Here is a 15,373-nt window from a genome sequence, read left to right on the forward strand (position 1 = left end):
TTTTATGGATGGTAATCGGTAAGCGGCCTTATGGCCGCCTCTCTATTTCAAAGGCCTTGGAAATCCCCTATTTCGGGCAGCCCGGTGGCAGCGGCAATACCAAAGCCCTGGGCGTAGTCCACCCCCATCTGACAAAGCCGCTCCATCAGTTCCGGGCTCTCCACATATTCGGCGATAGTACTGATACCCATACGCTTGGCCAGATGATCGATAGTGCTCACCATGGCACTATCAATTTCATCCTCAAGCATATTGCGCACAAAGCTTCCATCAATTTTGAGGTAGTCCACCGGCAGCTGGCGCAGGTAGGCCAGGGAGGAAACACCGCGACCAAAATCATCCAGGGCAAAACTGCAACCGGCTGCGCGCAGCTTGTGAATAAAGATTAACGCACGCTCCAAATTATTAATTGCGCTGGTTTCGGTAATCTCAAACTGCACTCTTGAAGGTGTGACTCCCGCATCGGCTAACTCCTGCAGTGCAAAATCGGCAAAAGTCTCGTCACCCAGGCTGATACCGGAGATATTAATTGCATAGCTGGTGCCGGCAATCCCGATATGTTGCTCCTGGGCCATATAGTGGAACACCTTGCGGATTACCCAGCGATCGACCTCCTCGATCAAGCCGTAGCGCTCGGCTGCCGGCAGAAACAGGCCTGGAGAAATCACCCCTCCATCCCGGCCACGCATGCGCACCAGAATCTCAAAATGGTGTACCTTGCGCTCTCCCTGGAGTGCGACTACCGGCTGCCTATAGAGAATCAGGCGATCTTCACGCAGGGCCGCATGGATCTCTGCCACCCAAGTGGTTTCACGGCGTTTCTCCAGCGACTTGCGGGAGTCACCAAATAATTTAACCCGGTTACGCCCCTGCTCCCGCGCTGAACAGCACGCATCATTGGCAGTGGCAAGTAGCTGACTGGCATTGGGAGTAAAGCGGTCCACTCCCACCACACCAATGGAAATAGCCACCCGGTTGTCATTGCCCAACCAGTGGAATCTAAACTCCTGCACGGATTCTCGCAGGCGCGCAACTACCCGCCCTCCCTCTTCCAGGGTGCAATCTCTCAACAGGATGGCAAATTCATCGCTACCCACCCGAGCAAACAGATCGGAACTGGACAAACCCCGCTGCAACAGGGTAACCAACTGAACCAGCAGTTGGTCACCGGCGACAAAGCCGAGAGTGTCGTTGATCACCTTGAACTGGTATACATCCAGGTAAAGAAGTACGTGGTGTTGGCGTTTATCGACGCATTGAGACAGGAGTTTTTGCAGCTCGCTCTCAAAATACTGGCGGTTTGGCAGGCGAGTGAGTGTATCGTGACTGGTTTGCCAGCTTAGGCGGGTAGAAATACGTCGGGCAGCGGAGGTATCACGTAACACAAGTACATAGTGCTTCAATTCACCGGCATCCCAGAGCGCCATTACTTGTACTGTAACCTCTAAGGGCGGGCGACTATCTCCAGGTCGGTGGATACAAGCGCTGATTTCCTGGGTACTCGGCACTTCGTCAGCGGGAGAATCCGGTAGCAATGGCGGAAGCGGCACGCCTTTTTCATCCCAGAGTATCAATCCGTCATTCAACGACTGGCCTGGCAGCAACCCAACCAGATCCCCACTCATTTCACTGACTAGTGGATTGGCATAGAGTACTGTCCCGCTGGGGTCAGTAACTATCACTCCATCGGCAATCTCGCCCAGAGCAGCTTCCGCCGCTTGCAGACTCACCTGCTCGCTGGGATTGAAGCGCTCTTCCAATTGGGCAAGTGGCCCCAGATACCTGGCAGAGCCTGGATCAAACAGAGTCACAGCCATATTTCCAGAGCGGGCGAGGCAGTTTGGCAGGCAACTCTGTTGTTGCAGAGTTGTTCCTTCCACAAACTAAAGGAATATATCGACATCGTCGTCCAAGATCGCCGATTTTATTCAATTATTCAGCCTCCCAGCCGCACCATTCTTACATGGCGCCTAAATTGCACATTCAAAGATGAGTTAGCAAGAAGTTTTTAAGCTTCTCATCATCAAATATTTTTTGCAGGGTGGCACTCAACAATCCGTTAACCCGGGTTTGTACCTCTTCACGACTGGGCTTGACCAGGTTGCGATCCTTACCCGACGTACTGTAAGTCGCAAAATATGAGGCGGCTCCAGCAGTCACTTCCAGGTGGATTTCAGCTGAGGTATCGATAGTGGTTGTGTAGACAGTGTTGGGACTGTTGTAAGTGAGTTTTACCAGTTTTGCCACCACTTGTACTTCGGGGGCGGTATCTGTGATACGAAAAGACCAATTAGCAAAACCCTGGCGTAAACCCGAGGCAATCGCTTCTCCCGCATCATTGCCGATACTTACTTGAGAGGTCTCAGCATAAACCCCCCCAAAGAACCCAGGCCACCGTTGGGCAATTCATTGATTCCGCGCACACTCAGGCTATGGCCGGATCCCAAGGACTCGGAAGCAACTTGCACGTGTGGCTCCAACTGGATTTGCAACGGGCTATGGGCACAACCAGCTAAAAACAGGGCCCCTATAAACAATAATAATTTTTTCATTATTTCCTCCCCTTACTTCAACAAAAAAACTAGTTCGGCTCAGCCATGGTGATGATGATGCTCTTTGTCTGCTTTATTCGGCCCGACAACCGGTACTTCAATCTCAAGACTGGAACCGTTGGTAAAGACCAGGCGCAGGGGCAGTAATTCCCCTTCTCGCAGTTGTAATCCATGGATCATCAGGTGCACTCCCCCGGAGCCATCTGTAGCTTCTGGCCGGCGGCAATCGCCAATTGCTCTAGCGGACGCATTCGGCTGATGCCATCACTGCTCTCAGTGGTATGTAGGTCAACACCAATATCCTGCTTTCCCCGCAACTCTACAGCTTTGAGTAACAGCAAATGCTCTCCTGTATTGTGAAGTGACAAATAGGCTGCGCTCATTGGGGCACCTGGGGGCGTCTCACGCGCATAGCCCTCTACCTGTAAAGGCAGGGCTATTGCGTAAGCCCTGCTAACAAACAACAGAACACCGACAGCAATTATCCATACGGACAAAACTGGTTTTTTCACTGGACCCCTCCACTGGGTTTAACAAGAACTAGTCGCGCCGGGCTACCGACCTTTATGTCGCCCCGCACACGGTAACCAGGCACAGCTTCGCGCAACTGCTGGTAAATCCAACGCCCTTCAGCATCGTCCCTGGCAACAATAATGACGCGTAACTGCTCTTTGCGGATTCTTTGCGCAATCTTATCCAACTGACTGGAGAGATGTTTAGACCTGGCATTCAGCTCTGCAGCCGGAAGTCCGATACTCTCTCCCTCTGGCAGGTCTAATCGCGCCCGCCCCCTTTCCCGCAGCAAGTTCTCGCGAACCTCAGCTACCAGAGCATTGCCTGGCGCAAGCATCTCCGCGCGCTTGAGGAGGGTTTGCACCTCGCCAAACGCCCGCCGGCGCAGGGCCTCCCGGGCCTGCTCCACATAGGTGACGACAATGGTCTGTATGCCGGTTTGCGCCCCGCGATTTCCGGGATCTAGCTGCTGTACCCTCAAGTAATAGTCATAGGCGCTGGCGCCAGCCGGCTGGGTCAGATGCCCCTTGCGCAGGGCTTGTTCAGCACGCTTTAGGAAGAAATTCACATTGCCCCGCCTTACTGCCTCCGCTGAGGGTCCGGCTTTTTTGGGCGCTGGGCTGGGTGGAGCGGGAACTGGCTGATTGGAACTGCAGGCCCCCAGCACCAGGATCATGAACAGGCAGCCACTAAGGCTGTGAAGGCGTTCAAATGACGGCAAAGCAATCCCCCGCTGTTGTTTTTTTGTACCACTGGCATCGCTATACTGCTGGCGCAACTGAACCCCTGTCCGGTGCAGCAGTCAGAACTATGCGCCCGACTATAATGAATTTTTTCATCTATGGCTGTGATGACCAAAAGTTTCAGAAATAATTTCCTCGCCCTGCTGGCGATCCTGCTGTTTGTGTCTGGTGCCAAAGCCCTGGCTCAGAGCCCAGACAACCCTTTTGCGAGTCTAAGCAATTCGCAGGACAACACCTTCCTGCCAGTAGATGAAGCCTACAGGCAAGACCTGCTTCTCAACGGCAGTCAGCTCAGTGCCATCTTTGAAATAGCCCCCGAATACTACCTTTACCGTGACAAACTTGCCCTCTATCAAATCGCTGGTGGACAAAAGACCCAGCTACCCCTGGATCTGCCAAATGGAGAAGTGATCTGGGACGATTATTTCGAGAAAGAGACAGAAGTCTACCGCGGTCAGCTGGAGTTCCCTATTGCCCTTAAAAGCACGGCTGGTACTGCGCAACTGGAGTTGCACTACCAGGGCTGCGCTGATGCAGGGCTGTGTTACCCCCCAGACCCGCCACTACACCGTAAACACCTCGGACGGCAGTATTGAGGCGGCGAAAGGCGGCTTCTCCAATGTCGCCGATCCGACGGCCGGCGCCCCACCCCAGGGAGCCAATGCTGGCAGCAGCTCGATCACCCTACCTCTGGCCTTGCTGTTCGCTTTCGCCGGCGGATTGCTGCTGAACCTAATGCCCTGTGTTTTTCCGGTGCTTTCGATCAAGCTACTGGCCGTGAGCCAGGCGGCTCAGAATGACAGCCAGCGTCACCATCATGGCTGGGCATACACCGCGGGAGTAGTCCTGAGCTTCGTTGCTATCGCCGCAGTGATGCTGGCGCTGCGCGCCGGTGGTGAGGCGATCGGCTGGGGGTTCCAGCTTCAGTCCCCATGGCTGGTGGCAGGACTGGCCTACCTCTTCTTTATCATGGGGTTGAGCTTGTCTGGAGTCACTGAGTTTGGCGCCGGCCTGATGGGTATCGGCAGCAACCTGAATAACAGCCAGGGTCTACGCGGCTCCGTTACTTCTGGAGCCCTGGCCACTCTGGTAGCAAGTCCCTGTACGGCACCATTGATGGGCTCTGCGCTGGGATTTGCAGTAACTCAACCGGCCATCGTTGCCCTGAGTGTTTTTGCCTCCCTGGGCGCAGGTATGGCGTTCCCCTTCCTTTTGCTGACCTATATTCCCGGTCTAGTCAAAAAACTACCCCAACCGGGCCCCTGGATGGATAGACTCAAGCAGCTGCTGGCATTTCCCATGTACCTGACTGCGGTATGGCTCTTGTGGGTGCTGGGCCGTCAGACTGGTGGAGATGGAGTAACCCTGATTCTCACAGGTACGGTTGCCATCGCATTTGCCCTCTGGCTCTGGCCGCGCCCCCAGTGGCATTGGCTACGCGGTACAGTAGCAATTGCCGCGCTCGCTTTCGCAGTAATGCTGTTACCGCGTCTCAGCACAACACCCCTGGCCCAACAGCAAACCAGTGACTACTGGCAACCCTATTCGGCAGAAAGGCTGGAAACCGCACGAGGAGAGGGTCGCGCTGTATTAGCCAATATGACCGCGGCTTGGTGTATTACCTGCCTCGCCAACGAAAAGGTGGTGCTATCAAGCGATGCAGTTAGCAAAGCTATTGAGGAGCTCGGGGTCGTGGCGCTGAAGGGGGACTGGACCAACCAGGATCCGCATATCAGTGCCCTTTTGACAAAATACGGACGTACCAGTGTACCCCTGTACTTGCTCTATCCTGCCGGCGGGGGTGACGCCAAAATCCTGCCTCAGATCCTCTCCCGTGAGGAGTTGCTCATGGAGCTCGAGGCCGCTGCAGAGGGCGGGCTAAGCACATCATCTATCCCATAGAGGAAACTTCCGCCTTTGTAGCCATTCGCTGGGGTAAAAAGGCCACAACCTGGATATTTTGCGCTAATTTTTAGCCCAATATCGCCGAACTGCCGCTAACTTCGATAAACTGCTCAACAGGCATGGACAGGGAGTCACTTTTGCGGCACACTCGCCTAATGCACTCGGGCAAATAGGCCAAAATTCGAGTTTGCCCGCAAGATAGCCAACTTTAGACCACATTTCGTGGCTTTTCGGCAACAATTCTCAAGGCAGATTATGGCTAGACTCCTACTCTTGCACGGCCCCAACCTCAACCTGCTCGGCATTCGTGAGCCGCACATCTATGGTGCCAGCACCCTCGCGGAAATTGATGAAGCAGCTGAGCGCCAGTGCGAGGATGCCGGGCACGAGCTGGAGACCATGCAAAGCAATAGCGAATCCGCCCTGATCGACCGCATTCATTTGGCGTCTTCCACTGGCGTTGATTTCATAGTGATCAACCCTGCGGCGTTTACCCACACCAGTGTCGCTCTGCGAGATGCCCTAGCCGCCGTTGCCATACCGTTTATCGAATTACACCTGTCCAATCCCCACGCAAGGGAAAAATTCAGGCACCACTCTTACTTATCCGACATAGCCCGCGGTGTGGTGTGCGGCTTCGGCCCACACAGCTACACGCTGGCAATACAGGCAGCCATACACCAACTGGGAATGGCGCCTCGAAACCAATGAATCAAACCTGCGAGTGAATGAACTATGGATATCCGCAAAATTAAAAAATTAATTGAACTGCTCGAGGAATCGGATATCGGCGAGCTGGAGATCAAGGAAGGCGAAGAATCTGTGCGCATAAGTCGAGGAGTGAGCAGTGCGAACCAGCAGGTCATGCCGATGTACAGCGCCCCTGCTGTACCGGCTCCTGCACCGGCAGCCCCCGCCCCAAGCGCAGCTACTGCGCCAGCTGAAAAGGAATCCAAGCCCGCTGTTAGCGGTCATGCGGTGAAATCCCCCATGGTAGGCACCTATTATGCGGCACCCAGCCCCGGTGCCGAACCTTTCGTGAAAGTCGGCCAGCAAGTGAAAATCGGCGATGTAGTTTGCATCGTTGAGGCGATGAAGATGATGAACCAGATCGAAGCTGACAAAGCCGGCACTATCGAATCCATACTGCTGGAAGATGGCCAACCGGTAGAGTTTGACCAGCCGCTCGTGACCATCGTCTGAGCGGGGTAGGCACAATGTTCGACAAGATCCTGATCGCCAATCGCGGCGAAATTGCCCTGCGGGTTTTGCGCGCCTGTAAAGAGATGGGCATCGCCACTGTGGCGGTGCACTCCCTGGTGGACCGCAACTTGAAGCATGTGCGCCTAGCAGATGAATCTGTCTGTATAGGCCCCAACCCATCCCCGCAGAGCTACCTGAATATACCAGCCCTAATTTCCGCCATGGAAATTACCGATGCTGTGGCCGTGCACCCAGGTTACGGCTTCCTGGCCGAAAACGCCGACTTCGCCGAGCAGGTGCAGAAGAGCGGTTTTACCTTTATCGGCCCGGATCCAGATGTTATTCGCCTGATGGGCGATAAAGTATCCGCAATTGCCGCAATGAAAAAAGCGGGGGTCCCCACGGTGCCTGGCTCTGATGGTCCGCTACCAGACAACAGCGAGCGCTGCCTCGAGATCGCACAGAATATCGGTTACCCCGTCATCATTAAGGCTGCTGCGGGCGGCGGTGGTCGCGGCATGCGTGTGGTAGAGAGCCCGGATAATCTGGTCAATGCCATTGCTGTCACCAAATCCGAAGCCCAGGCTGCTTTTGGCGACGGCACTGTATATATGGAGAAATTCCTGCAAAATCCGCGTCATGTGGAAATTCAGGTAATGTCCGACGGCCAGGGGAATGCCATACATCTGGGTGACCGGGATTGCTCACTGCAGCGCCGCCATCAAAAGGTTTTGGAGGAAGCTCCAGCCCCTGGCATCCCCGATGCCGTACGCAAACAGGTGCTGGATTCCTGTGTGCAGGCTTGTATCGATATCGGCTATCGCGGTGCTGGCACCTTCGAGTTTCTCTACGAGAACGAACGTTTCTACTTTATTGAAATGAACACCCGTATCCAGGTGGAGCATCCAGTCACCGAAATGGTTACTGGCATCGACTTGATCAAAGAACAGATTCGCGTCTGCGCCGGAGAGAAACTCTCCCTGAAGCAGGAAGATATAGTAATTCGCGGCCATGCCTTCGAATGCCGAATCAACGCAGAGGACCCACAAACCTTCTTCCCTAGCCCCGGTAAAGTGAATAATTTCCATATGCCCGGCGGCCTCGGCGTACGTGTGGATTCTCACCTTTACTCTGGTTATTCGGTGCCGCCCAATTACGACTCGATGATCGCCAAGGTAATCACCTACGCGGAGGATCGGGATACCGCTCTCGCGCGCATGCGAGTAGCTCTCTCCGAGTTGGTCATTGATGGCATTAAAACCAATATCCCACTGCAGGAAGAATTGGTTCGGGATGAGGCCTTTGCCAAAGGCGGGGTCAATATTCATTATCTGGAGAAAAAGCTGGGACTCTAACCCTCGCCAGCAGGGATAAAGTCGGAGAGAATTGCGTCAGACGACGAACCCAAGCGCCATGGACGGCGATCCGTCGCAGGGATCGGGTGGACTTACCACCCACCACAGCAGTTACTCATTACGGAACCTCTATGCCCTGGCTACAACTCCGTGTCGATACCAATCGCGCACAAGCGGAAAAAATTGAAAACGCACTGCTATTTGCCGGTGCCGTCTCCGTCACCCTGCAGGACAACGCAGACCAGCCTATTCTTGAACCCGGCCTGGGCGAAGTACCCTTATGGGACCAGACCCGTATTACCGGTCTGTTCGACGCCGAAATCGACACTACCGTCACCGAAGCCAAGGCAGCCTCTTATCTATGCGAGCTGCTTCCCAACGTTCGCTGGGAGCAACTGGAAGATAAGGACTGGGAGCGGGAGTGGATGACGCACTACAAGCCGATTCAGTGCGGCGACAACTTATGGATTTGCCCCAGTTGGTGTGAGCCACCCCACCCCGAGTCAGTTAATCTGCTACTCGACCCCGGCCTCGCCTTCGGCACTGGCACCCACCCCACCACTTACCTCTGCCTAAAATGGTTGGCTCAGGAGCCTTTACAGGGCAAAAGCATTATCGACTTTGGCTGCGGTTCCGGCATCCTTGGCATCGGCACCTTGCTGCTGGGTGCTGAGCGGGCAATGGGCACAGATATTGACCCCCAGGCCCTGATCGCAAGCCGCGATAACGCCAAACGCAACGGTATCGATCCGCAGCGTTTTCCTGTGTACTTACCCGAGCAAATGCCACAGGAAAACGTGGATGTAATGCTGGCAAATATCCTCGCAGGTCCTCTTGTAGAGCTCGCCGCCGAGCTGGTTAAATTAACCAGAGTCGGCGGGCGCATCTGTCTTTCCGGCATTCTTATATCCCAAGCAGAGCAAGTAAAAGCCGCCTATACACAAAACGTCGAATTTGATGAAGACGGAGTGCATGAAGGCTGGGTGCGCTTGAGTGGAACCCGTATCTGTTAAATAGGCTAACCACCACTACGCGGGGGCCGGGCAGACTGATAAACTTGACTGCAAAATAAACTACGCCATAGTCGAATGTCTCAACTGGTAACCCGCTGTCCCCACTGCAGCACCTCTTTCCACATCAATGACCAGCAATTGCGCGCCGCCCGCGGCGCAGTGCGTTGCGGCTCCTGCCTGCAGGTTTTTCGCGCTGACGAAAACATCGTCTTTAATGACGAGAACACCAATACCCGCAACGACCTAGAAGCTCTGCTGGAAGATGACGACTTCTTAATCCACGACGATATCGAACTGGATGACGATGAGCCGTCCCCGCCCGAGGAGCTGGAGACCACTCCAGCAGGAAAGGCAGACAAGAGTCCCCAAGCGATAGAAGCAGATAATGCCCAAAATGCTGATAGGAAGCCGAACTCCGATTCACTGATCGGTGACGCCTTCGGCGACAATGAGTGGCAGGAACTGCAGGACGAGGCTGCTCATGAGGAGCCCGAAGAGGATCTAGAGTCCTTCCTCAAGCCGGATTGGGATGATGTCTCCGATTTCGATCACCGCTCGGTAAGTAATAACAGCAATAATTCCAATATATCTTCGTACAACGATCATTTCAGGGACCGCGACCCGTGGGAGCACCCCCTCGAATCTCAAGCAGAGAGGGCGGATACATTCGATCCTGGACCAACAACGATTCCTGATGACTCCGCACAAGAAAACCCGGTTACCCAAAACAGTGCCCCAGATGGACGTCGTGAACCTTTTTTGCTTCCGGTGAGGAGCTCGATGCGAACACAGAAATAGAGCCCGAGCGGGAACAATTGATATCTGCTATCCAGCCCGCCCCCTGGAGATGTCCTGGGGAGTGACACCACAAAAGAAAGTTATGCCATCTTGGGTCTGGTGGGTGCTACTACCGCTGCTGACCACCACATTGCTAGTCCAGATTGCCTACTTCAAGTTTGACACCCTCAGCAAAAAACAACCCTGGCGCAATATCTATGCTTCCGCATGTCCACTGCTCGGTTGCAAGCTGCCCCAGCTCCGAGACCTTAACGCCATCCAAGCCACCAACCTGATGGTGCGCAGCCATCCTCAGTTGGAAGGCGCACTGATAGTGGATGCAGTATTGGTCAATACCGCTGATTACAGTCAGCCTTTCCCTAACTTGCTATTGAATTTCAGTGACCTCAAAAATCGTAATGTCGCAAGCCGCCGATTTTCTCCCCTGGAATATTTGCAGGGGGAGCTGGCCGGTCGCAGGTTGATGCCTCAGGACAGCCCTGTACACATTGCTATTGAGGTGGTAGATCCAGGCGCTGAAGCAGTAAATTATGAGATGAAAATCACTCCGTAAAAAATAATTGTGCGCCAACAAAAGAGGTTAACTGGCACAAAAAGCCACATAAATTGCACACTCTGCAGGCTAAACGGATAGAGTTCGATCAAATTGCCCGCTTTTTCGCTTTGCCATTATCGGGCCAGCCGCTATCATAGGCGGCTCTTTTGCCGGGGCCCGAGATGTCCTTCTTACAGCCCAAATGGAGCTACCGTGTCTACTGCCATTGGCCCCTATATTATCGACAACCCGGTAATTCTGGCGCCCATGGCCGGTGTCACCGACCGCCCTTTCCGCCAGCTGTGCCGAAAACTCGGCGCTGGTTTGGTGGTATCGGAAATGGTGACCTCGGACACACGCTTATGGAACAGTCGCAAGTCTCGCTTGCGCCTGGACCACGGTGGAGAAACGGCACCGATATCGGTACAGATCGCCGGTGGTGACCCCGAAATGATGGCCGAAGCCGCCCGGGAGAACGTGCGTCGCGGCGCACAGATTATCGATATCAATATGGGCTGCCCGGCAAAAAAGGTGTGTAAAAAAGCAGCGGGCTCCGCCCTACTGCGGGATGAAAAGCTGGTTGCAGATATTCTTGAAGCTGTAGTCCAGTCTGTTTCCGTCCCAGTGACCCTTAAGATCCGCACCGGCTGGTGTCCGGATTCCCGCAATGGCGTCACTGTAGCCAAGATGGCCGAGGATTCCGGGATTGCCGCTCTAGCGGTACACGGTCGTACTCGTGCCTGTGGCTACCACGGACGGGCTGAATTCGATACCATTGCCGAAATTGTATCCAGGGTGAAGATCCCGGTTTTTGCCAATGGCGACATCACCAGTGCCGAGAGAGCCCAAGAAGTGCTCGATTACACTGGCGCATCAGCGGTCATGATTGGCCGTGCAGCACAGGGACGACCATGGATTTTTCGGGAAATAGCCCACTATCTCGCCACTGGCGAGCGGCTACCCGGACCGACATTGGATGAAGTCAGGAATATTTTGCTCGCCCATTTGGGCGAACTACACCGATTCTACGGTGAGGTGATGGGGGTCCGTATCGCCCGCAAACATGTGGGCTGGTACTTGAAGACGCTCGCGGATAGCGAGTCCTTCCGCAAGACCTTTTTCCAAATAGAGAGTGCAGAAGTACAACATGCCAGCGTTCACGAGTGGTTTGAACGCCGAATAACGAGAGGGGCACAAGCGGCATGAATAACGAAGTATTGATTCCGGATACTGGCAATGAAGAAGTATCCTCCAGGGGGCAGACTCAACTGGCACAGCCACAGCAGCAGTCCCTGCGCGATGCCGTCGAGCACGCAATGGAGAACTACTTCCGCCACCTGGATGGCCAGATGGTAACCGATGTCTACGACATGGTGCTGTCGGAGATCGAAGCGCCCATGCTCGAAGTGGTGATGAAATACACCCGCCACAACCAGACCCGCGCCGCGCAATTACTGGGTCTCAACCGTGGCACCCTGCGCAAGAAGCTGAAGCGCTACGGCCTGCTGTAAGCTTCCCACCGAGCGAAATATTGAAGGGGGATGAGGTAACTCATCCCCCTTCGCTATTTTCCCGGCAGCGTTTTTGTTGCCACAGTGGACAACCGCTAAAACCCTTTAAACATCCTTTTCGAAAACCAGTTGGATCAAGTGCAATGACAGACAAGGTTTCCATCCGCCGCGCTCTAATTAGTGTCTCTGACAAGAGTGGCATTGTAGAGTTCGCTCAACAGCTCTCCGCAATGGGGGTTGAGATTCTTTCCACCGGCGGAACCCACCGCCAGCTCAAGGAAGCGGGTATTCCCGTGGTAGAAGTTTCCGACTACACCGGTTTCCCTGAAATGATGGACGGCCGTGTCAAAACCCTGCACCCGAAAGTACACGGCGGCATTCTGGGGCGCCGTGGTACCGATGATGCCATCATGGGCGAGCACGGTATCACCCCGATCGATATGGTGGTGGTTAACCTCTACCCCTTCGCTCAAACCGTTGCCAAGCCCGACTGTTCCCTCGAAGACGCTATCGAGAATATCGATATCGGCGGCCCCACCATGGTTCGCGCTGCCGCCAAGAACCACAAAGATGTCACTATCGTGGTCAATGCCAGCGATTACGGCCACATCATCGAAGAAATGAAAGCTAACGATGGCACCTTGAGCCACGCCAGCCGCTTTGACCTGGCGGTAAAAGCCTTTGAGCACACGGCGGGCTATGACGGCGCTATTGCCAATTACCTGGGCGCCATTAAAGGCGAAGAAAAGCAGTTGTTCCCGCGTACCTACAACAGCCAATTCATCAAGAAGCTGGACCTGCGCTACGGTGAGAACCCGCACCAGAAATCCGCTTTCTATACCGAAGCCAACCCAGCTGAGGCCAGTATTTCCACTGCCACCCAGCTGCAGGGCAAAGAGCTGTCCTACAACAATATCGCCGATACCGATGCCGCGCTGGAGTGCGTGAAGTCCTTCGAACAACCCGCTTGCGTGATCGTAAAACACGCCAATCCCTGCGGTGTGGCGATTGCTGAAGATATTCACAAGGCCTACGACCTGGCTTTCGCTACCGACAGCGAATCCGCCTTTGGCGGTATCATCGCCTTCAACCGGGAACTCGATGGCGCCACTGCCCGCGCGATCGTCGAGCGACAGTTTGTTGAAGTCATTATCGCACCGTCAGTTTCCGAAGAGGCCAAACAGGCCGTTGCCGAGAAGAAGAACCTGCGCCTGCTGGTATGCGGCCAGTGGAGCAGCGAGCGCACCCCGGCACTGGACTACAAGCGCGTTAATGGCGGCCTGCTGGTTCAGGACCGCGACGACGGCCTGATCACCGCTGCCGACCTGAAAGTAGTCTCCAAGCGCCAGCCCACTGAAGAAGAAATCCGCGATCTGCTGTTTACCTGGAAAGTGGCCAAGTTCGTAAAATCCAATGCCATCGTATACGGCAAGGACGGTCGCACCGTGGGTGTGGGCGCGGGCCAGATGAGCCGCGTAAACTCCGCACGCATCGCCGCGATCAAGGCCGAGCACGCCGGTCTCGCCGTTGCAGGGTCCGTCATGGCCTCTGATGCCTTCTTCCCTTTCCGCGACGGCATCGATAATGCTGCCGCTGTGGGAATCCAGGCGGTCATCCAGCCCGGCGGTTCCATGCGCGATGAAGAAGTGATCGCCGCAGCGGACGAGCACAATATGGCCATGGTATTTACCGGCATGCGCCACTTCCGCCATTAAGACTGGTATCTTCACCGCGAAGTTCTCTCCATGACTCGCGACATCCAAGGGGCTGAGGCACCTAGCAGTGCCCCGTCCTCATTTGAATCTGATCAATACACTTGTGATAGCGTTGCGAACTGAGAGCGTTCCGCATTAATTCCGCGCTAAACTAGCGCACTTGATAGCTATCCAATTGACCCAAACGGTCGACTTAGGGGAATTAGAAGAATGAATGTATTAATCATTGGCTCTGGTGGCCGCGAACATGCCCTGGCCTGGAAGGCTGCAAAAAACCCAGCAGTGAACACCGTGTTTGTGGCACCCGGCAACGCCGGTACTTATCATGAACAAAAACTGCAAAATGTGGCTATTGGTGTCGATAATTTCCCCGCCTTGGCAGACTTTGTCGAAGAAAATGGTGTAGAACTCACCATCGTCGGCCCCGAAGGCCCGTTGGTTGATGGTATCGTCGACTTCTTCAATGGTCGCGGCCTGGCCATCTTTGGCCCAAGCAAAGACGCCGCCCAGTTGGAAGGCTCTAAGGCCTTCACTAAAGACTTCCTGGAGCGCCATAAGATCCCTACTGCCGCCTACCGCAATTTCACAGAGATAGAGCCCGCAATTGAATATATCCGCGAGCACGGCGCTCCTATCGTAGTCAAGGCGGACGGCCTTGCCGCCGGCAAGGGGGTAATCGTCGCGGAAACTGAAGAGCAAGCAGAATTAGCTGTACGTGATATGTTGTCAGGTAACGCTTTTGGCAATGCGGGCAGCCGGGTAGTTATTGAAGAGTTCCTGCAGGGGGAGGAAGCCAGCTTTATCGTAATGGTGGACGGAGAAAATATCCTGCCCATGGCTACCAGCCAGGATCATAAGCGCGTTGGCGATGGCGATACAGGCCCCAATACCGGCGGTATGGGTGCCTACTCCCCCGCTCCAGTGGTCACCGATAGTGTCTATCAGCGCATTATGCAGGAAGTGATCGAGCCTACAGTGAAAGGGTTAGCTGCAGAGGGCACCCCGTACACCGGCTTCCTCTATGCTGGCCTAATGATTGACCCCGAAGGTGCCCCCAAAGTTATTGAATACAACTGTCGTTTTGGTGACCCTGAAACACAACCTATCATGATGCGCCTCAAGTCCGACCTTATAGATCTGTGTCTGGCAGCACTGGATAAAAAGCTGGATTCTATGACCGCCGAGTGGGACCCTCGCCCAGCCCTGGGTATAGTGCTAGCCGCCAACGGTTACCCTGGCAGTTATCGCAAAGGGGATGCAATCAGCGGACTGGACAGAGCAGACAGCGACAATACCAAGGTGTTTCACGCTCATACTGCGCAGCAAGGCGACCGTATCGTTACCAGTGGCGGGCGTGTTCTCTGCGCTACAGCACTGGGGGAGAGCGTTGCCGATGCTCAGACCAACGCTTATGAAGCCACTCGGGCTATCTACTGGGACGGCGTATTTTTCCGGAAAGATATCGGCTACCGCGCTGTCGAAAGAGAAGAAGCCACTGCTAGTAACAAGCAGTAAAAGCCACTCACGGCG

18 protein-coding genes are annotated in these 15,373 nt (G+C 54.7%); 12 read left to right on the forward strand and 6 right to left on the reverse strand.

Annotated features, from left to right (window positions below):
* Nucleotides 1-47: 47 nt before the first annotated feature.
* The 6 genes from P3339_RS20800 to P3339_RS20825 form a co-directional block, all read right to left on the reverse strand.
* Nucleotides 48-1,817 (reverse strand): EAL domain-containing protein, encoded by a 1,770-nt coding sequence (locus P3339_RS20800; protein WP_020411484.1) that lies wholly within the window; start codon nucleotides 1,815-1,817, stop codon nucleotides 48-50.
* 166 nt (nucleotides 1,818-1,983) lie between these two features.
* Complete coding sequence (locus tag P3339_RS20805) at nucleotides 1,984-2,406, reverse strand: YajG family lipoprotein (protein WP_353056944.1); 423 nt, start codon at nucleotides 2,404-2,406, stop codon at nucleotides 1,984-1,986.
* The gene (locus P3339_RS20810; protein WP_282951760.1) at nucleotides 2,349-2,552 is read right to left on the reverse strand and encodes a YajG family lipoprotein; all 204 of its coding nucleotides are present in this window, start codon (nucleotides 2,550-2,552) and stop codon (nucleotides 2,349-2,351) included. The genes P3339_RS20805 and P3339_RS20810 overlap by 58 nt, the downstream gene beginning before the upstream one ends.
* A gap of 39 nt (nucleotides 2,553-2,591) precedes the next feature.
* Nucleotides 2,592-2,732, reverse strand: a complete 141-nt coding sequence (locus P3339_RS20815; protein ID WP_282951761.1) for a copper chaperone PCu(A)C — start codon at nucleotides 2,730-2,732, stop codon at nucleotides 2,592-2,594.
* A complete protein-coding gene (locus tag P3339_RS20820) occupies nucleotides 2,732-3,064 on the reverse strand; it encodes a copper chaperone PCu(A)C (protein WP_282951762.1) in 333 nt (110 codons plus the stop codon). Before P3339_RS20820 ends, P3339_RS20815 begins: the two co-directional genes overlap by 1 nt.
* Entirely contained in the window at nucleotides 3,061-3,843 is a 783-nt protein-coding gene (locus P3339_RS20825; protein ID WP_282951763.1) for an N-acetylglucosaminyltransferase, read from the reverse strand. Before P3339_RS20825 ends, P3339_RS20820 begins: the two co-directional genes overlap by 4 nt.
* A gap of 72 nt (nucleotides 3,844-3,915) precedes the next feature.
* Between P3339_RS20825 and P3339_RS20830 the strand changes: the two genes are divergently transcribed.
* The 12 genes from P3339_RS20830 to purD all read left to right on the forward strand — a co-directional run bounded on the left by P3339_RS20830 (nucleotide 3,916) and on the right by purD (nucleotide 15,358).
* Complete coding sequence (locus P3339_RS20830) at nucleotides 3,916-4,404, forward strand: protein-disulfide reductase DsbD domain-containing protein (RefSeq protein WP_282951764.1); 489 nt, start codon at nucleotides 3,916-3,918, stop codon at nucleotides 4,402-4,404.
* 139 nt (nucleotides 4,405-4,543) lie between these two features.
* Nucleotides 4,544-5,710, forward strand: coding sequence for a protein-disulfide reductase DsbD family protein (locus P3339_RS20835; protein ID WP_282953629.1), 1,167 nt, complete (start codon nucleotides 4,544-4,546; stop codon nucleotides 5,708-5,710).
* A 258-nt stretch (nucleotides 5,711-5,968) separates the two neighbouring features.
* Complete coding sequence (gene aroQ, locus P3339_RS20840) at nucleotides 5,969-6,424, forward strand: type II 3-dehydroquinate dehydratase (RefSeq protein ID WP_020411489.1); 456 nt, start codon at nucleotides 5,969-5,971, stop codon at nucleotides 6,422-6,424.
* Nucleotides 6,425-6,448: 24 nt separating this feature from the next.
* Nucleotides 6,449-6,916, forward strand: a complete 468-nt coding sequence (gene accB, locus P3339_RS20845; RefSeq protein ID WP_282951765.1) for an acetyl-CoA carboxylase biotin carboxyl carrier protein — start codon at nucleotides 6,449-6,451, stop codon at nucleotides 6,914-6,916.
* 14 nt (nucleotides 6,917-6,930) lie between these two features.
* Complete coding sequence (gene accC / locus P3339_RS20850; protein ID WP_020411491.1) at nucleotides 6,931-8,271, forward strand: acetyl-CoA carboxylase biotin carboxylase subunit; 1,341 nt, start codon at nucleotides 6,931-6,933, stop codon at nucleotides 8,269-8,271.
* A gap of 131 nt (nucleotides 8,272-8,402) precedes the next feature.
* Nucleotides 8,403-9,284, forward strand: coding sequence for a 50S ribosomal protein L11 methyltransferase (gene prmA / locus P3339_RS20855; protein WP_282951766.1), 882 nt, complete (start codon nucleotides 8,403-8,405; stop codon nucleotides 9,282-9,284).
* A gap of 75 nt (nucleotides 9,285-9,359) precedes the next feature.
* Nucleotides 9,360-10,082 carry an MJ0042-type zinc finger domain-containing protein gene (locus P3339_RS20860; RefSeq protein WP_282951767.1) on the forward strand — a complete coding sequence of 241 codons (723 nt, stop codon included), beginning with the start codon at nucleotides 9,360-9,362 and terminating at the stop codon, nucleotides 10,080-10,082.
* Between the two features lie 61 nt (nucleotides 10,083-10,143).
* Complete coding sequence (locus P3339_RS20865; protein WP_282951768.1) at nucleotides 10,144-10,635, forward strand: DUF3426 domain-containing protein; 492 nt, start codon at nucleotides 10,144-10,146, stop codon at nucleotides 10,633-10,635.
* A 195-nt stretch (nucleotides 10,636-10,830) separates the two neighbouring features.
* Complete coding sequence (dusB, locus tag P3339_RS20870) at nucleotides 10,831-11,823, forward strand: tRNA dihydrouridine synthase DusB (RefSeq protein WP_444902292.1); 993 nt, start codon at nucleotides 10,831-10,833, stop codon at nucleotides 11,821-11,823.
* Complete coding sequence (fis, locus tag P3339_RS20875; protein WP_020411495.1) at nucleotides 11,820-12,128, forward strand: DNA-binding transcriptional regulator Fis; 309 nt, start codon at nucleotides 11,820-11,822, stop codon at nucleotides 12,126-12,128. Before dusB ends, fis begins: the two co-directional genes overlap by 4 nt.
* 143 nt (nucleotides 12,129-12,271) lie before the next feature.
* The gene (purH, locus tag P3339_RS20880) at nucleotides 12,272-13,843 is read left to right on the forward strand and encodes a bifunctional phosphoribosylaminoimidazolecarboxamide formyltransferase/IMP cyclohydrolase (RefSeq protein ID WP_282953631.1); all 1,572 of its coding nucleotides are present in this window, start codon (nucleotides 12,272-12,274) and stop codon (nucleotides 13,841-13,843) included.
* A 210-nt stretch (nucleotides 13,844-14,053) separates the two neighbouring features.
* Complete coding sequence (purD, locus tag P3339_RS20885; protein WP_282951769.1) at nucleotides 14,054-15,358, forward strand: phosphoribosylamine--glycine ligase; 1,305 nt, start codon at nucleotides 14,054-14,056, stop codon at nucleotides 15,356-15,358.
* Nucleotides 15,359-15,373 lie beyond the last annotated feature (15 nt).

Source organism: Microbulbifer sp. MLAF003 (genome assembly GCF_030012965.1).
In the GTDB taxonomy this organism is placed as follows: domain Bacteria; phylum Pseudomonadota; class Gammaproteobacteria; order Pseudomonadales; family Cellvibrionaceae; genus Microbulbifer; species Microbulbifer variabilis.